This is a genomic window from Catenulispora rubra, assembly GCF_015356825.1.
In the GTDB taxonomy this organism is placed as follows: Bacteria; Actinomycetota; Actinomycetes; order Streptomycetales; family Catenulisporaceae; genus Catenulispora; species Catenulispora rubra.
In genome coordinates, this window is record NZ_JAACYW010000117.1 from 1 (window position 1) to 17,704 (window position 17,704).

A 17,704-nucleotide genomic window follows, 5' to 3' on the forward strand; every position below is an offset into this window, starting at 1 on the left:
GTCCGCTCCAGTGACGAGCGGCCCCAGCATGCTGCCCGCACCTACGGCCCCGCTCCCAGCTGCGCCCGCCCCGGTCACTCACACAACGCCGTCGATCGAGGGGCACCGCCAGGGCGACCGCGCTCCGAAGCGGCACGGCGGGACGGCGGTCTCGCTCCCCGACGGCGGAACCATCGGCATCACACTCGCGGTAGCGCTCGGATCCGCGCTTGTCCTGGCCCGGCGCTGGCGCACCCGACGCTCCGACCCGCGCCTTCCGGTCGCCGATCCGCCGCTTCCCGGCACTCTGCTAGCCGCCCGCCGTGCCCAGCGGACCCTGACCTCCGCCACGCCCCTTGCTACATCGATTCACGACGAGGACTACAGCGACCTGCTCGACCCAGACGAAGCGGAAGACCTCGACGATGGTCTCGTTACTGCGGAAGACCCAGCCCAGATCGACAGCGCCGACAGCTGGGACGATACCGAATATCTGGACGAGTTCGGCGGGCCGACCGGTCCCGTCCCAGAGCCCACGGTGACGCAGTTCGCGGCGCCATTGCCGCCAGGCTCGATCAGCGCCGCCGAGCGTGACGGCGTCGAGTTGCCGATGATTCCGACTGGCACCGGTCTGGGCCTGGTCGGCCCCGGAGCTGCCGGGGCTGCCCGCGCGATCGCCGCCGGCGTGCTGTCGGCCGGAGCGCCCGATCGCACCGCCGACCTGGCGCGACTCATCATCCCGGCCGCAGACCTGGCCGCGCTGCTCGACGTGGACGAGGCAGAGGTGCCGGATATCACGTGCGGATTACCCGAGTTGTTCATCACGAAGGACCTGGCCGGCGCGATCGGCGAAGCCGAAGTCCACGCACTGCTGCGCACCCGATTGCTGGAGGAGTACGAACAACCCGATCTGGACGCACTGGCCGCAGCTCACCCGGACGTCGAGGATTGCCCGCCGTTGGTGCTCATGGCCTCCCCCGCACGCTCGCTGAGTTCTCGGATCAGCATCCTGATGAACGCCAGCGCCCACTTGCGGATCACGACCGTTCTGCTCGGTGCGCATCCGGACGGGCCGACCATCTTCGTCGAAGCCGACGGCACGGCTACCGGCCCGACCATCGGGGACTGGAGCAGAGCCCGGCTGTGGAACCTGAGCACGGCCGCCCTGGCCGACGTCCTGGACTTGCTTGCCCGCGCCGCCGGGCATGACCCCGGCCAGCCGGACAGCCAGGCCGAGCCTGAGGACTGGCCGGAGACCGTCCCAGGCCGCGACGACGCCGCGGGCACGGTGTTCGGCGGCGGTAGGCCAGACGCGACGGTCACCGTTCTGCCGATGCCGGCCAGGCCCGAGCCAGAGGTCGACAGGACCGACAGCGAGCGCGACGAGTCGGTGGCCGCCGAGCACACGGCCGCAACAGCGTACGCGCCGGCACTGGCGCCGGTGACCATGCTTCCGACGCGACCCACCTCCTCCCCCACCGACGAAGTACGCGGTGAAGCACAAGCGCGCGCCGACGCGGCACTTGCGGCCTGGAACCAGAACCCAGTGCGGATCACCGTCCTGGGCGGGCTCTCCATCACCGTCGACGGCCAGCCCGTGTCCGGGTTGCGCACCTCGGCCCGCGTCTTAGCAGCGCTACTGGCCGTCAAGGGGACCGCCGGGGCCAGCGCCGACCAGATCGACGCGATGTGCTGGCCCGACGCAGAACCCGAGGAAATGGACCGGATCGCCAAATGGCGCGCCGACGGTCTGAACTCCCTGCGCAAACGTCTCGCCGCGGCCATCGGCCAGCGCACCGCCCGCCTAGTCCTGCTGGACCGGGCCACCGGCCGCTACCGGTTCAGCCCCGAGTTGATCGCCACCGACGTCGGTAGTCTGGCCGAGCTGGTCACCGCCGCCCGCAGCGCTGGCGACGCCGAGCAACGCCTGGCGCTCCTGGCCGCCGCCGAACCGCTGTGCCGCGGCCAACTGTTGGACGGCGAACTCGGGGACAACTTCGACTGGGGTGCTGACTTCACCGCGACGTTCGCCGATAAGCAGGTCGCGGTCCTGGCCCGCCTAGCGACGCTGGCCTCGACGGCCGCCGATCACGACCAGGCCCTGGCCGCGCTGGAGAAGGCTGCCGCGCTCACCGAGGACAACGAGGCGCTGTACCGGCAGATGTTCGACATCCTCGCCACCGCCGGACGGCATGCCGAGATCCCTGGCAAGTTGCGCACGCTGGAGGCTTATGCCGATTCCCTCGGCGCAGGCGTCACCGCAGTGACCCGCGAGGCCGCCGCGCAGGCCATGAAGCGCCAGCCGCACCATGGCGCCCGTCAGGAGCACTGACCCTGACAACCGGATGCGGTGTGTGGGCTTGGCCGCACGCTGTCACAAACTTCCCTCGCGTTCGTGCGATCGGCGGCTAATCAGCTCTCGGCGCGAGCTCAGCCATCGACGAGGCTGGCCGCGCTACGAGCTGGATCCCGGCGCGGGAAAACGCAATGAGACCCGGCCTGGTCGAGGTACGTACAGATGAGGTCACCGCACAGCAACCCCGCCGGCATACGGCTTGCACACTTCGCCCCTCTCCAGATCGGTACGCAGGGTTACGATACGCCGTGCTGCGCGACTCCAACGTCGACGAACTGGCGGCAGCGATCGCCCGCGGCTGACGGTGCGGGGCTCCATCACAAAGCGGGGCGCCCGGCCATCGCCAGGTGGTTGAGGAATCAATCAAACTCCCGCCAGGTTGTCCCGACCATGAAGAACATCGGTTTCCTGTCCTTCGGGCACTGGTCCGACACGCCGCACTCGCGGACCAGGACGGCGTCGGATGCGTTGCTGCAGGCCATCGACCTGGCGGTGGCCGCCGAGGAGGCGGGCGCGGACGGTGCCTACTTCCGGGTGCACCACTTCGCCCGGCAGCTGGGGTCGCCGTTTCCGCTGCTGGCGGCGGTCGGCGCCCGCACCTCGCGGATCGAGATCGGCACTGCCGTGATCGACATGCGGTACGAGAACCCGATGTACATGGCGGAGGATGCCGGAGCGGCGGACTTGATCTCGGGCGGGCGGCTGCAGCTCGGAATCAGCCGCGGGTCACCGGAACAGGTCATCGACGGGTGGCGGTACTTCGGCTACCAGCCGGTTGACGGCGAAAACGATGCCGACATGGCACGCAAGCGTACAGAAGTGCTGCTGAAGGTGCTGGACGGCGAAGGGTTCGCGCAGCCGAACCCGCGGCCGATGTTCGCGAACCCGCCGGGGCTGCTGCGGCTCGAGCCGTACTCCGAGGGCTTGCGCGAGCGGATCTGGTGGGGAGCGAGCTCCAACGGCACCGCGGTGTGGGCGGCACAGCTCGGCATGAACCTGATGAGCTCGACGCTGAAGACCGACGAGGGCGGCGGCGCGCCCTTCCACATGCAGCAGGCGGCGCAGATCCGGGCCTTCCGCGAGGCGTGGAGCGAGGCCGGATGGGAGCGCGAACCCCGTGTATCCGTCTCGCGCAGCATCTTCGCGCTGACGAACGACACGGACCGCGCCTACTTCGGCCGAGACGGCGAGGGCACCGACCAGATCGGCTATATCGACGCCGACACGCGGGCGATCTTCGGCCGCACATACGCCGCCGAGCCCGAGAAGCTGGTGAAGCAGCTGGCCGAGGACGAAGCGATCGCGGAGGCCGACACACTGCTGCTGACCGTGCCCAATCAGCTCGGCGTCGACTACAACGCCCATGTGATCCAGAGCATCCTCACGCACGTGGCACCGGCGCTGGGCTGGCGCTGATCCGCTTCTGATCAGAATCCGGCAATCCTTGTCCGCCGGCTCCACATCACGGGTGCTCGGCCGGGCCCACTCCGACCGGCCAAGCACCCGAACATTCTCAGAGCCCTTGCCATCGGGCAATTTACCGTCGCACAGGTAGACGATGAGCGTGTCGTCCAGACAGGTGTCGCCGCTACCGAGTCCACATGTGTGTCGCCGCGAGGTGCAAGAATTCACACTGTGCCAGAGTTGTCCTACACCGCCTCCATGCTCGAGATCCAATCGCAGATCAGCGCCGAGTACGCCGAACTGAGCAGAACCGCCGCCGCAGGCGACCCACAGAAGGCCGGCTACGGCGCCGAGGACAGGTGGGTCGAGTTGCTCAAGGGCTGGCTCCCCGAGCGCTACGCCGTGGACACGCGCAAGTACATCGTCCTGGAGGACGGCACCGAGTCACCGGAGATCGACATCGTCGTGTTCCGGCCCGGCTGCCCTCCGCGGTTGCGCACCCCCCGCAAGGTTCTTGCCGGCGGCGTTGCGGCAGCCTTCAGTGTCAAAATGACACTGAAAGGCGACGATCTGATCGACCAGATCAACCGCGGAATAGGACTGAAGCGAGGGCTGTGGCCGCGGCAGAACAGCACCGCAGCCTCGGAGGTCCTTCCACTGTTCCCATATGGGATCCTGTGTCATTCCCACGTGTGGAAGACAGCACGCCCGCGCAAGACCCCCGTGGCGCAGATTTCGGAGCGACTCACTAAGCATCAGGAGAGTGCGGTTCGGCACCCCCGTGAGCTCGTGGACTTCGTTTGCGTCGCAGACACAGGCTGCTGGGCTACCAAGCGCATGACGTATATCTCGGCGGACCTCGTCCGCCACTTACAACCGCAACCCTGCATAACCGACAGCCACCGGACGCACGGAGCGGTTCTAGCCGCGCCCGTTCGGATCACATCGCAGCCCTTACGACTCGCGGGGACTTCGGGCATGTACGGATACGGAGGCTTAGCTCCCGGCGATACCCCCGTAGCTCCGCCGATCGCACAGTTTGTCACGGCGCTGTTAACCAGACTCAGCTACCAGGACCACGACTTGAAACCGATCGCAGAGAGTCTGCATCTCAATGGCTACAACTCATGGACGACAGGCCCCGGCCGCTGGTGGTCGGCGGCGGACGTCTACAGCCAGCGTGTGCTACGGGGCCTGAAGCACGACAACTCCGGGTTTTACACACTGGATTAGCGACCAGTTGGCACAAGCTCAATCAAGCATGAGACAGGAAAAACCCACGACGGCCTCGGCCACCACGGCATGCAGGATCTGTAGCTGTCGACGAACTCCGAGCCAAAGCTGAGACCCTCCGCCCCAGCCTCCCGGACGTCCACCGGCAGGAAGCCCGGGACCAACCGGCAGCCATCGGGCACGCCTAGTACTCCAGCCTGGCTTCGGTTTCTGAGCCGCGATGCAGGGGGTCGGTAAACGGTGTCACCCTTTCCGGCAGCGCTTGGCCAGATTCGGGTCGTTAATCCACCAGGGTTCCCCAGACGTGGCTCTCGCGGCCTCCTCTTCGGCATTCTCCAAGACTTCCGCCGACTGTGACATTGCAGAAACACGCAGGCAAAATCACAATCCCGGTATCGCCAAGAGCAGGAGGAGCGGCAGGTTGACCAGCACTCCGCCGAGATAGCCGACAACCGCTCCACCCATCCGGGCAAACCGGAGCCAACTATCGGGATCTGCAAAAATTTCGGGATGCCGTGATCGGAGCGGTTGTCCTGTCTCATCAAGGTGTGTAAGAGCTCCGCGTCCATTCACCTGGTGTATTAGTGAACTGCCACGGTTGTTGTCACCGCTCGCGAAGGCGTCCGCCTCTGGGCCACGTGAGCATCTGTCACTCCCCGTAGCGCGTTAGCATAGCGCCCGGTTGGTCGTTAGCCTCGTCGCCGTGAGCAACCTCCGAGGAGTTGGGGTGCCCGGCAAGCACGCACGCGCTGACTCGTAGACCTGTCACCGCGTGCTGCCCCGGAAGCGCAGCACCATTCCTCGAAGGGCACGATCGTGTCTTGCTTCGTTTTGTCCTGCCTTGTTTATCTGAGCACGGCACTGCCCGGGTCCACCCTGGGCCAGCTATGGCCGTCAATGCGTGTGAGTATTCACCAGTCCACCGGAACGCTCAGGTTCGTACTCGTAGCCGGAGTCGCTGCTTCGGCACTGTCCAGCGCGGTTACCGGGCGTCTGTCGACCCGGATGGCGAAAGGGTGGCTTCTGGCTCTCGGCACCATGGCGATCAGCGCCGCGCTGGCTCTGGAATCGGCGGCGCCCGCGCTGTGGGTGATCGCCTTCGGCTCGGCGGTCTTCGGACTGGGCTTCGGGACGATCGACACCGTACTTAACGCGCATGCGGCCAGGCACTTCAGCGCTCGGAACATCACCTGGATGCATGCCAGTTACGGATTGGGCGCCATGCTCGGGCCCTTGCTCGTCACCGTAATGCTGGCAGGCGGCTTGAGCTGGCGCGACGCCACCGGACTCATGGCGGGAGTCGTCGCGTTCACGGGAGCCCTTCTCGCGGTGACGCGCCGCTCGTGGGAACAACCCGCATACTCGGGCACAGCCTCCTACCGCCGGGCTTCACCCTCGGCGGCTACCGGTGCCCCGCGGATGCCTCGCCGGTCGCGAGCCTTGGTGGCGGCGGTGACGTTCATGGCCGTGGAAGATGGGATCGAGTCGGCCGCGGGCGTCTGGGGATTCGTGTTCCTCACCGCCGGGCGCGGCTTGCCGGCAACGGCGGCAGGCATCGTCGTCTCCGCGTACTGGGCGATGATGTTCATCGGACGGATGCTGCTCGGTCCGTTGGCGGACCGGCTCGGCCCCTCCCGGGTCTTGGCAGGGTCCGTCACCGCCGTGCCGCTCGGTGCGCTGCTGACCGCCGTACCCGCCCAGGCCCCCATCGCCGTTGCCGGGATGATGCTCCTGGGGCTTGCGACGGCGCCGGTCTTCCCTCTCATCACGCTCACCGCCGGCACCCGTGCACGCGCTGACACCGTCGCCGCGACAGTCGGCCTACAAATCACGGCCTCCACCATCGGGGGTGCCCTGTTACCGGCCGGCATCGGTCTCGTCGTCGGCACACTCGGTGCGCAGGCAGTCGGCCAGTCACTTCTCGCGCTCGGCCTCGTCGCCTGTGGCGTCTACTGGGCGGCGCTGCACACCGCTCCGGATGGGGAGATCGGCTGATTGGTCCTGTCATGTCGTTGCCGCGCCGCCCCGGCGGCGCGGCAACTCGTTGAGCTTCCGGCCGCCACGGTGCCAACTGTCGCAAGCCAGCGACCTTAGTTGATCTTCATGTCAGTTTCGGTGGCAATTCGCCATCTATCGAGTCCAGTCGCAGTTGTGTCGTCGGGCCGACAAACAGCGCCCTGACCTGCCCGAGTTGACAGACGCGCGCGATCGAGCGTCCATGGACGCCGACCCCGGCAACGGCGATACGCGAATCGCGCCGGGGACGCCCCGGCCGGGGCATGACCGACCTCCCTTCCGAAGTGAGACGAGATCTGCCATGTCCAAGAAGAACACCGCCCCTGCGTCGGCAACGTCGACCATACCGCCGACCCCTGACGCCACCACGCTGACGCCTGCAGCGACGACCGTGCTGAGCCTGCTGAATGCACATGAGGCAACGACAGCCGCCGAGCTGGCCGACCGTGCCGGTCTCGGTCGGTCCACTGTCACCAAGGCCCTGGCCACGCTGCACGAAGCGGGTCTGGCCGCGCGCCGGGAAGGAGGCCACGAAGGTACTCGGCGAATCGCCGACCAATGGTTCGCCACCCCCGTCGCCATCGTTGCCGACGCCGACGCACAGGGTGATGCTGACGCCGACGGCCACGGAGACCCCGCAACGCACGTGGACGCGAGGGTCGAGAGGAGCTCCGCCGACGCCATCTCCGACACTGTGTTGGATGAGCCCGCCGAAGGCGTGGCCACCCTCGGGCTGTCAGCGGCCGAGACAACGGACGACGGAGCGACGGACGAACCGTCCCCAGATCAGCCGGAGGAAGTCACCGACGCCGCGCAGACTGGCGCCGACTCGGACGGAGAGTCCTACGACGCCAACCCAACCGACGAGGCGACGGGACATGCAGACGTCGCCGTCGGGGGAATATCCGATGCCGAGCGTGGTACCGATCCGCTGCCCGGAGCCGACAACGACGCGACGCTCACGTCGGAGGCCACGGAGAAAGCGAAGGCTTCTGAGCCGCGTCTGGGAAAGGGCGAGTTGCGGGCGCAGGTCGAGGCGTACCTGAGCGCACACCCTGACCGGTCGTTCACCTCCACCGAGATCCACCACGTGCTGAAGCGGTCCTCCGGGGCGATCACGAATGCCTGCGACAAGCTCGTGGCGGAGAAGAAGGCCGTCATCACGTCCGGCAAGCCACGCCGATTCCAATGGAACGCCGCCACCGAATCCGAGACCGTCTAACGTCAGAGGCCAACGGCGTCGCAAGCGGCGGATTTGGGACCACGTTGCACCCCGAACCGCCGCTTCGCGTCTGGCGCGCGACGCGTCGCTTGGTGCCCTCGATGAGCCGGCTTTTCCGAGCACCAGGCGACCTCGTCCACGCAGCGAATATGGTGTTGCGCCGGCTGGCTTGTGCGCAATTCACAATCGCTGGAGTCGGCCGACCCGAAGCGACCGCATACCGATTACTGGCTGGAACGACGCGCGAAGGTATTCGCGGAAGCGATGGTCTGCGCCGGGCTCGGTAGCGCCTAGGGTGCGACGCGCACCCAGCCCTCCTCAGACAACCTTGCGCAGGTCCCATGACGCGCGATAGCTGAAATCGATCATCTGGACCAGCGGTACGCCGTCGGCGATGATCTCCTCCATCGACACCAAACATGCTACATACCCCATTTGGCCGTTCAAGTGCGGACACCGCGCGAGCGCGAGCGTCATACAAGGTTTGTGCATAGCCGCGTCGTCAATGACGATCGAATCGCCCTCCACCAGTACCCAGGCGCGATACGGCAGGGGCATGCCGCACACCTGGCACAGCCAGTCACGCTGACAGTTGATGATGCGTTGCCTAATAACTCGGCCCCAGGCTGGCCCCTCCGGATCAATTCGCGTGATCCACGGAACGGGCAGGCCATCGGCACGAGGTCGCGGGAACCCAGATGCTGTGCCGCCGTCTGCCATGAGCCGATTCTCGCGCACTGCCGCGCGGCAGCCGCAATCCCCTGTTTCGTCTGAGCCCAAGACCGCCGCTCGACTGGGGCCGATCACGTCACAACCGCGGTAGCGCCAGCAACAGGGGCGATACTCAAGGACGCACTGCGGTCCTCATTCACCGCACCAGGCGCATATCGCGTCTCCAGCTCACCGGGTCATGCGAGCTCGACACCATTGATGGTGATCGTCACCGCTTCGACCGCAGTTGCCTGCGCCAACCGTGCACAATAGTCCGCAATCGGGCTGGCCCAAGGCGCGGGCAGGTCAGGCGCGAACTGGGTCGCCGTAGAGTCTACGATGACGATTCCGGCAGCGGATTCGATTGCTGTCACTCGGTGGATGAAGCCGATTATCTGAGAAGTCTTGTCACTCCAGCCCCACACGACGGCGGTAGTCGCGTCGAAGCCCGCGGCGACAAGATCCTGCGTCACCAACGGCGCTCGTTCGTTACAGTCACCGTCTGCAGCTCGCGGTCGTGGGCAGTGCCTGGCTGCCAGCAGAACCACTTCCGCCAGTCCATCATCAGGGTCGACAGCACGGTTCACACCATCCCGGCCGGCAGATGGTTCGTATGCAGCCGTCACGTCACTACGTGCACGCAAGACCTTATCGATGGCGCTTCTGGCTTGCTCGGAGGGATTTGCGATGTCCCTGACGCCGTGCAGTGCCGCTTCCAGACCCGTCGAGAACACCTCGATCGGCGACTCATACTCCATGATCGCTGTGACCGTTTCCGGCGGTAGCAGGAAGGGCGCGATTCTCAGCGCAAGCAGCGCATACTCACCTGACTGCTTGTTGTGGCAGGCGGCCCAACCGCCACATGCCCTCCGTCCGGGCGCGCCCGGCTCCCGCAGGTGACACTGAAACAGCTTCTGCGGCTGGAACAGCGTAGGCTTGTCGTATTCCGGTAACTTGGCATAGTCTTCCGCCGACCAGACACCTGACGGACAGTCCTGCCGATACGGACAGAAAGCACACGGTTTTTGAGCCGGTCCTTTCAGCTCGGCACCCGCGCTCTGGTCCAAACGCAGAGGCTGAAGACTCGAGCCAGCCGTCCGGGAGTCCCCCACGTCGATAGCTCGTTGAGACACTACGGATCCTCTCAGGCTGAACTGCTCAGGCTTGGCGGTCGTTAGTTGATAGCGCCTCAACACTGGTACGGCACGCAGGTGATGCCGCGGTGGTGACAGTGATAAATCGTAGGTCATTTGTCGCGCCATCGGAGCGGCTGCGACGGAAACCGTCCACCGGGCACCCAAGCATCCGAGGGGAACGAAGCGACGCCTTCACCGCGATACACATGGCCAGGCTGTCGTACGCAGGCCGTCGGACAGAAACGTCGACTCGACTGCCATCTGGGGCCCTGGAACGTGTGGGTCCCAAGCCGGCTGGCCCTCGCGGACCTGAAACAGCTCCAGGGCTTCGTGGACGCAGGCTTCGATCACACCAGTGGCACACATGGCCATCCCCGCGACGCACAGATCATGGCCTTCAGCGATGAGCTCCAAGGCGATCGCGGACTCAAGAGGAAACGAGATCACCCCGATGTCCACCAGGTGCGGATCCGCGGTCGCGTGAAGCGCTGGTTGGTACCGACGGGGCGAGTGCGGATGGCGACGGTCGACGCAGCCGAGGTAGAGCAAGCCACGATCTGTGGCCAGGTCGACCTCGTTGATGGTGAATGTGCTCTCGCGATGCATCCAACGTCCCGTAAGGGCGAAGTCTCCATCGGCCGTGAGCAGTGTCTCAACCAGCTCGCCCCACAGCGGATGCTGCAAGTCGTGGAGTGCTTGCATCGGGTCGCCGGCACAAATGTTGCCATGGCTGTCTTCGACACACCCGACGCACGTCACGTACTTCGGTGCACCGGGCGCCCCCGCACCGGGTCGGCTCCATAGCGGGACAGCCACGTGGTCGGCGATCCTGAGAGATATCGAAGCAAGCTGATGCGCGAGTGGCTGTCCGCGCCACTGGAAGTCGACGTTGAGCCATCGCTCGAGCATGTCCGCAGCATGAGTCAGAAAGCCGTGAAGATCGAAATCCCGGGGTAGGCCACAGCTACCGTTTCCGACGGCGATACTCGTCACTGGCGTGTTGGCTCCGTTGTTCCCGATCGTCAATCTCCTGGGTTGGGCCGTGGCCCTCAAAACCGCCGACGGGGCGCCTACACCCCGCCCAAGTGATGCGCGCCTGCGGGTCCTGCTGGTAGAGAACAGCGGCCGACCCGAAGGCCGGCCCTCTGCGTCTCACTCAGCGGCCCGCCATCGCCGCCTCGTAACGCTTCATGAGGTCGGTGGGGATGCGGCCCCGGTCGCTGATCTCGACGCCCTGGTCACGCAGCCATTCCCGGATGTGCTTGGTGTCACGGCGCACCGGACCCGTGCCGTACTTCCGGCGGCCAGACGTGGCCGGGCTACTAGTTACCTGAGTCGCTGCGTCGACGTACTTCTCCAGCGCCTTTCGCAAAGCCGTCTCGTTCTTGCCACTGAGGTCGATCTCATACGACTTGCCGTCGAGACCGAATTTCACGGTCTTGGCACCCTCGGTACCGTCCAAGTCATCGTGGAACACCTCAATAGTACGCTTGGCCATTGGTCCAACCATTCTGTTGAAAGCTAGCTATCCGTGATGATGCCTTAACTCCACACATCCCGGCAAGCCAAATCGTATCGTTCAACCAATACTGAAGTCGGCAGACAGTACTGTATAAGGACTCGAAGTGCTCCGTAGCCTCGCGCGACCTGCGCGCCGGCTTCACCACCCCGGCATCACAGAACACGGCGAGCAGGCAAGGAAGACACGCGCGAAGCCGAGCGGATCGACCGAGAACTCGTCGCTGATCGCACACGAACTGGACGAGCTAGCGTCGCATCAGCTCGGTGAACCACGACAGTCCAGCGTCCGCGCGACAACGCCTGACATAGCCACCCTCGGCGACGCGTAGGTCGGCGCACTGTTGGGCATTTCAGTTGTACAGCGAGATACGGTCCTCCGTCGTCGACGACGGACGGCCCCCACAGCGATGTTGCGTGATCAAGCAACACAGTTGTCGATATCGGCCTAGCAGCCCATTCGCCCGATCGCAGAGCACCAAAGCGTCGGCGAAATCACGGATGCGCAGAATTCTCACCGCATGGTCACTCCACGACCACCGACATCGTCATAGTCTGCCCAAGCATCGGACCCCAACGGTCAAAGGGCTACGAACCGGCCTCGTTGCAAAGCCGGAGACGGCATAGGTGGTACATACGCCCACCCCGAGGCCATGCGGCGGCGAATCGGAGAGAATACCCACCGAGGAGGCCACATGTTCGAGGCGTCCCCCGCATGGCAGCAGCGCTTGCCCGCCATCCTGCCGGCCGCGCATCGGATTCTGCCGGACGGCCGGGACACCGCCGAGATGATCATCGCGATGGCCGATGAGTGGTCACAGCTCGGCGGGCGCTTCCAGATGATTGCACGCACGGGCGACAGCTTGCGCAAACCGGTCTATGTCTCAGACGACTTCTACCGACGGTTTCCGCGCTCGACAGCCGATCGCGCGTCCTTCGAACCACATCGCACCGAGGCGATGACAAACCTGCTGATCCGCGTTGCGATGCACGCAGCTGCACGGTGCCCTGAAGCCGGCCCGGACCTTGTGGCCCCGTACCTGAGATACGTGGATGACCGTCACAGATGGAGTGCCCTGACCTGCGACGTCGGCGCACTGGCGATCGCCGTTCTCGACGTCCAGCTCACCGGCAGCCCGACGATCGCCCTCTGGTACCTCAACCAGGTGCAGTGTATGACCGACCACTGCCTGGCACATCAGCCCCCACCGGCCGACGGTCGCTGGCAGTGGCCCGACCACGAGGCGGTAACGCCCCTGGTGTGGCAGTCAATGCCGGCACTGGCCTGGTTCCCAGGCTTGGGGACGGCGGCCAAACTCGACCCGACCTTGCCCGAGGCGCAAGCTCATCCGTTCTTCGCGGCCGCCCACTGACCTCTCACACAAGAACGCGAGGGCGTCGTATCAGATCGATGGCTCGTTCCACGTGGGGACGTATTCGGAGGTGTCGCCGGGCCGGCGCAGGCTGTGGGTCTCGAATCCGTAGCGGATATGAGCAGGCGTCTTCTGACTGTGCAGGAAGAACATCCAATCCAGAGCAGGCCACGAAACCATGGACGCACCGCTCAGCACGGAGAAGACAACCCACATCGCGTCGTCCCTGACGTGGAGGACGAAGGCGAGAAGCAGCCCGAGCCAGCCCACCACGAGGACGCTCACGGTGCCGACCGTGATCCGCCGAAGACGGCGTCGCGCCTGTTCCACGGCGGACGTGCTGTAGACGGTGCACGGCAGCTCGCTGCCGCAGTTGCCACAGGTCACGATCGCGGAGGTCCGGCCCGTTGTCGGTCGGGGAATGCCCAGGGGGAACAGAACGTACTCCACGACGGACCCGGTATATCGCCAGTCGGAGCTGACCTTGTGGGCCAGTTCGAGGTCACCGTACATCTCGGGGCCGTCGCCGAAGATCGCGGCGTCGTCGCCGAAGATCTCGCCGTCACCATGCGGCGCATCGTGTGGCTCGTCTGTCGTCCCCTGCGCAGCCATCTGGCTACCGCCCGTCCACGCGGACTTGTCCCGACCGGCTTATTCTCCCGCCGAACAACATCATCAGCCAGGGGATTCAAGGACTACCACCTTCTGCTTGGCGGTCAGACCCACTCCCTGCGGGTCCGGTCGCGCACACGTAAAGGTGTGCGGGAAACACGTATTTCGCTACTGAAATTTGCCTCGGCGAGAGGTCCGGAGCACGTGTGGCGGCTACGGTGCCGATCATGTCTGGTGATTTCTACGACGGGGCTCCGGCGCGGGTGGATGCGGCCGGTGGCGGGCAACTGTCGGATCCGGCGTGGCTCGTGACCGCCGACCCGGAGCAGGTTCTGGCAGCGTTGAATGGTGCGGCCGGGCAGGAGGAGACGCTGGCAGCTGCTGTGTACCGGGCATCAGGGCACGCACACCGGGATGTCAGCGCGCAGGTGCGGCAGCAGATACTGGCGGTGGACGCCGCCCGCTACGGAAACCGGGAGCTGTCGCGAAGCTTTGCCGAGGTAGCAATCCCCCGGGACACGGATGATTCCTGGGCGGTGCAGTGGGCGACCGGTCGCGGCCTGGACTCCCGGCTGCGCTGTGCGTTGCCCGTTCCGGCCAAGGTGACCGTGGTGGCGGCAGCGGTCGTTCAGGGCCGCGGGTTCGTGGTCGCGGGCTGCGAGGACGGCGCGCTGCGCTGGTGGGATCTGGCGACGGGCCGGGAACTCGGCCAGGCCGTGCCTGGGTACTCCCGCGAAGTGAGTGCTCTGACGACGGCAGTGCTGGACGGCCGCCCCATTGCCGTGGCCAGCGGCTTCATGGACGGCATCCGGGTATGGGACCTGGCCGAGGGGGAACAGATCGGCGCGTTCGACATAGGCGACGGATACTTTGTGAAATCACTTGTGGCCGGGCTGGTCGAGGGGCGTCCGGTGGTGGTCGCCGCGAGCACCGAGAACGTGCTGCGGGTGTGGGATCTCGATGCCCTCGTCCGGGGCGACGAGCCCTTGATCATTCAGACCGGCTTCGTCTGTGCCCTGACAACGTCGGTGCTCGGGGGTCGTCCCGTCGTCGTCACCAGCCACTCCAAGGAACTCATGCCCACGGATCTCATTACGGGAGAGGAATTCCTCCGTTTCTGGGACCTGGTCACGGGACGCGAAATCGGCCCCCGGGCATCCGATCCGGCACCGCCGATCAGCGGTGACGACGAAGAAGAGTCAGGGCTCTGCACCAGCCTCAGCTTCAACACCCAGGCGAAGTTCCTGGTCACGGATCCGGAGTGGGAGCGCCCGATGGCCGTCAGCGCCACCTCGTACGAGGTGCACGTTTGGGACCTGGCCACGGGTGAGATGCTCGGTGAGCCCGTGCTGGGCGGGTTTGCGGACACGGCAGCCACGGGGGCGCTCGACGGCCGTCCCGCCGCCCTGATCAGTAGCCGTGAAGGGGCCGAGGTGTGGGATGTGTCCACCCGCGAGAACCTTCGCCCGCCGCTGATCGGACACCTGGGCGATGTGCGGGGAACGGCGATGCCGGTGCTGAACGGGCGCCACCTCGCCGTCACCGGTAGCGACGACAGGTCAGTGCGGATCTGGGATCTCGACAACGACGGGGAGGTGGGCAGTTGGCAGGCCGATCATCTGAGGTCGATGGGCGGGTTCGTGACGGCCCTCGTGGACGGCCGTTCCGTCATCATCAGCGGCGACAGGGACGACGAGGTGCGGATCCGAAGCCTCGACGACGGAGCACAGATCGGGGCCCCACTGCCCGGCCCTGCCGGCAATGTGAGGTTGATGACGGTCGGGATGGTGGAGGGACGACTTACTCTCTTTACGCGCGACCGGGACAGGAATGTGCGGATCTGGGATCTGGCCGACCGCAAAGAGCTGCACGGGCGGACGACGCGGGAGTACGGCATCGACGGCATCGCGTTCTTCGGGGTCGTGCAGGACCGCTTCGTGGCCGTGACCCGGGAAGGCCGGGTGTGGGACCTGACCACGAACAAGTGGACCGGCGTGCAGCCGAAGCAGCGCCGCGCCCACGCTCTGGCCCTGGAGACGCTGGAAGGCCGCGACGTCATTCTGGTCAGCGACGAGACGAGCACTGCCGTGCACTTGTGCGACCTGGCCACCGGTGAAGAAGCCGGTCCGCCTCTGGTGGGCCACACCGACAGTGTGTGGGCAGCGGCGACCGGGATACTGGACGGCCGCCCCATCGTCGCCACCGGAAGCGATGACAGAACCCTGCGGGTGTGGGACGCGAGCACGGGGCGGCAGATCGGTCAGTACGCCTTTCCGGCCGGCGTCTGGGATGTCGCGGTGGCGCCGGACGGGCGGCTGGTGGCCGCTTTCGGTTCGGACATGGCGGTGCTGGCTCCGCGCTGATGACGCTACTCACCTGATTGACATCCGACCACGGGAGGAACATGGGCGACCTGAGGGACTCGGCCGATGAGTATCAATCGCCTGAGACAGCCGACATGGTCCGGCGCGCCGTGGACACCTCGCTGTCCACGACTGATCGGATAGACGTGGCCGAGGCTCTGGCCCGGGTTCCGGGACACCGCGAGGACGGTGCCGCACGTCTGGCCCACTTCGCCGATGACACCACTGCGGGTGAGTGGCCGAAGCCGTGGCTGCTCCGGCTGCCGACGCGGCGTTGGACTCGCACGAGGGATGACAAAGCGCAGGCCCGAGTGCGTGCTGCCGCGGCTCTGGCAGGCGTGGACGGGCACCGCGAGGCCGGCATCGCGCTCTTGAGGCGTTTCGCCGAGGACGCCTCGCTCGGTGACGGAGATCGCGTGGCCGCGGCCACGGCGCTTGTCAGCGTGGCGGACCACCGCGAAAGCGGTGCGGCGCTGCTGATCCGTTTCGCCGAGGACCGCGCGTTCAGCGGCCACTACCGCTTCATTGCGGCCAGAGCTTCGGCCGAGCTGGACGAACACCGGGACACCGGCGCCGCCCTTCTGATCCGACTGGCCGACGACACGGCCATCGGCCTGGCCGACCGAGTCTGGGCGGCCGTCACGGTGGCGGCTCTGGACGGGTACCGCGAGGCTGGCGCGGCGCGTCTGGTCCGTTTTGCCGAGACTCCCCCGGTGAAGCCGACAAAACGAGGGTGGACGCGTCGGCGCCGCGAGGCACAGAGTCTCCTCGACTACGAGGACGGCGGCCGGGTACACGCGGCCGGCGCCCTTGCCCGCATGGACGGCTACCGCGATGTCGGCGCCGCGTTCCTCGCCCGCCTCGCCACCGACCCAGACCTGGGTGACACCTGGTGGCAGGTGAGAGCGGCCGAGCAACTGCTCGGCCTCGACGAACACCGGGAAGCCGGCGCCGCCCTGGTGGCCCGGCACGTTCGCAACACCGGCGTGCACAGCAGGCAGCGCCTGGACGCAGCCCGGAAACTGATCGGCATAGAGGGCTGCCAGGCGCTCGGCGCGACTCTCCTGACCCGCCTCGCCCATGACACCACCCTTGACGCGTGGCAGCGAACCAGCTCGGCCGGGGCCCTGGCGGCCGCGGAGGGCTATCGCGACGCCGGCACCGCGCTCCTGACCGACCTCGCCCACGACACCAGTGCCTACGGCAGCCTGAGTCGATGTGCGCTCCAGGAGTTGACGCGGGTGAAGGGCTACCAAGAGTCCTGCGCCGAAATCCTGACCGCGTTCACCCAAGACCCCACCATCAGCGAACTCGACCGCGTATTCGCGGCCGGGCAACTGACCGGCATGTACGGATACCGGGAGGCCGGCGCCGCCCTCCTGATCCGCCTCGCCGAGGACAGCACGGTCACCATCCGAGGCCGCGTAGACGCGGCCAAGGAACTGGGCTGCCTGGACGGGTACCGGCCAGAGGCCCTCCGCCTTCTCACCGCACGGATCTACGGTGCCGACCCGGAAAACGCCGCCCAGATCCGGGTCCACATCAACAACGTCAGGAGAGCGCTCGGCGAGGAGAAGAGCCGGGACGGCGAGGCTGGCGAGGCACCTCACCGGTAGGAGACTCTCCAGGCATGTCAGCCTGACACACCGCACCGGCGTCACGGCCACAGGGCGAGCAAGCTCCGCGTCACATCTTCGAGCGACGCCAGAACGCTGAATATCTATACAGGGTGCTCTTAAAGTCAGTAGCCACATTCACAAGGACAGTAGCCACGGGCACCT

Annotated in this window: 13 protein-coding genes; 8 read left to right on the forward strand and 5 right to left on the reverse strand. The window is 66.3% G+C overall.

Translation table 11 applies throughout. The annotated features are described in order from the left end of the window. The 5 genes from GWK61_RS28070 to GWK61_RS28090 all read left to right on the forward strand — a co-directional run. The coding region (locus GWK61_RS28070) for an AfsR/SARP family transcriptional regulator (protein WP_228563074.1) at positions 1-2,311 on the forward strand (2,311 nt) is incomplete at its 5' end. A gap of 414 nt (positions 2,312-2,725) precedes the next feature. Next, positions 2,726-3,751, forward strand: coding sequence for an LLM class flavin-dependent oxidoreductase (locus GWK61_RS28075; protein ID WP_194913200.1), 1,026 nt, complete (start codon positions 2,726-2,728; stop codon positions 3,749-3,751). Between the two features lie 246 nt (positions 3,752-3,997). Then, complete coding sequence (locus GWK61_RS28080) at positions 3,998-4,972, forward strand: DUF6602 domain-containing protein (RefSeq protein ID WP_194913201.1); 975 nt, start codon at positions 3,998-4,000, stop codon at positions 4,970-4,972. Between the two features lie 816 nt (positions 4,973-5,788). Then, positions 5,789-6,967 (forward strand): MFS transporter, encoded by a 1,179-nt coding sequence (locus GWK61_RS28085; protein WP_194913204.1) that lies wholly within the window; start codon positions 5,789-5,791, stop codon positions 6,965-6,967. 322 nt (positions 6,968-7,289) lie between these two features. Beyond that, positions 7,290-8,210 (forward strand): MarR family transcriptional regulator, encoded by a 921-nt coding sequence (locus tag GWK61_RS28090; protein ID WP_194913207.1) that lies wholly within the window; start codon positions 7,290-7,292, stop codon positions 8,208-8,210. Positions 8,211-8,528: 318 nt separating this feature from the next. Here the strand turns inward: GWK61_RS28090 and GWK61_RS28095 are convergent, their stop codons facing one another. The 4 genes from GWK61_RS28095 to GWK61_RS28110 form a co-directional block, all read right to left on the reverse strand. Then, entirely contained in the window at positions 8,529-8,930 is a 402-nt protein-coding gene (locus tag GWK61_RS28095) for a hypothetical protein (RefSeq protein ID WP_194913208.1), read from the reverse strand. A 188-nt stretch (positions 8,931-9,118) separates the two neighbouring features. Then, complete coding sequence (locus tag GWK61_RS28100; protein WP_194913210.1) at positions 9,119-9,988, reverse strand: DUF6283 family protein; 870 nt, start codon at positions 9,986-9,988, stop codon at positions 9,119-9,121. A gap of 261 nt (positions 9,989-10,249) precedes the next feature. Then, on the reverse strand, positions 10,250-10,966 hold the full coding sequence (locus GWK61_RS28105; RefSeq protein ID WP_194913212.1) for a hypothetical protein: 717 nt from the start codon (positions 10,964-10,966) through the stop codon (positions 10,250-10,252). A 247-nt stretch (positions 10,967-11,213) separates the two neighbouring features. Then, positions 11,214-11,555: a histone-like nucleoid-structuring protein Lsr2 gene (locus GWK61_RS28110; protein WP_194913213.1), complete on the reverse strand. Its 342-nt coding sequence runs from the start codon at positions 11,553-11,555 to the stop codon at positions 11,214-11,216. Positions 11,556-12,270: 715 nt separating this feature from the next. Between GWK61_RS28110 and GWK61_RS28115 the strand changes: the two genes are divergently transcribed. After that, positions 12,271-12,948 (forward strand): hypothetical protein, encoded by a 678-nt coding sequence (locus GWK61_RS28115; RefSeq protein WP_194913215.1) that lies wholly within the window; start codon positions 12,271-12,273, stop codon positions 12,946-12,948. Positions 12,949-12,978: 30 nt separating this feature from the next. On the opposite strand, the gene GWK61_RS28120 is transcribed toward GWK61_RS28115, so the two are convergent. Then, positions 12,979-13,560, reverse strand: a complete 582-nt coding sequence (locus GWK61_RS28120; RefSeq protein ID WP_194913217.1) for a hypothetical protein — start codon at positions 13,558-13,560, stop codon at positions 12,979-12,981. A 449-nt stretch (positions 13,561-14,009) separates the two neighbouring features. Between GWK61_RS28120 and GWK61_RS59835 the strand changes: the two genes are divergently transcribed. Together GWK61_RS59835 and GWK61_RS28130 are read left to right on the forward strand one after the other, a co-directional pair. Next, a complete protein-coding gene (locus GWK61_RS59835) occupies positions 14,010-15,923 on the forward strand; it encodes a WD40 repeat domain-containing protein (RefSeq protein WP_194913221.1) in 1,914 nt (637 codons plus the stop codon). Positions 15,924-16,018: 95 nt separating this feature from the next. Continuing rightward, positions 16,019-17,539 (forward strand): hypothetical protein, encoded by a 1,521-nt coding sequence (locus GWK61_RS28130; protein WP_194913223.1) that lies wholly within the window; start codon positions 16,019-16,021, stop codon positions 17,537-17,539. Positions 17,540-17,704: the final 165 nt, after the last annotated feature.

Coding starts and splice junctions, on each gene's coding strand:
- GWK61_RS28075 (WP_194913200.1), top strand. CDS start 2,726: ATGAAGAACATCGGTTTCCTGTCCTTCGGGCACTGGTCCGACACGCCG.
- GWK61_RS28080 (WP_194913201.1), top strand. CDS start 3,998: ATGCTCGAGATCCAATCGCAGATCAGCGCCGAGTACGCCGAACTGAGC.
- GWK61_RS28090 (WP_194913207.1), top strand. CDS start 7,290: ATGTCCAAGAAGAACACCGCCCCTGCGTCGGCAACGTCGACCATACCG.
- GWK61_RS28095 (WP_194913208.1), bottom strand. CDS start 8,930: ATGGCAGACGGCGGCACAGCATCTGGGTTCCCGCGACCTCGTGCCGAT.
- GWK61_RS28105 (WP_194913212.1), bottom strand. CDS start 10,966: ATGCTCGAGCGATGGCTCAACGTCGACTTCCAGTGGCGCGGACAGCCA.
- GWK61_RS28110 (WP_194913213.1), bottom strand. CDS start 11,555: ATGGCCAAGCGTACTATTGAGGTGTTCCACGATGACTTGGACGGTACC.
- GWK61_RS28115 (WP_194913215.1), top strand. CDS start 12,271: ATGTTCGAGGCGTCCCCCGCATGGCAGCAGCGCTTGCCCGCCATCCTG.
- GWK61_RS28120 (WP_194913217.1), bottom strand. CDS start 13,560: ATGGCTGCGCAGGGGACGACAGACGAGCCACACGATGCGCCGCATGGT.
- GWK61_RS28130 (WP_194913223.1), top strand. CDS start 16,019: ATGGTCCGGCGCGCCGTGGACACCTCGCTGTCCACGACTGATCGGATA.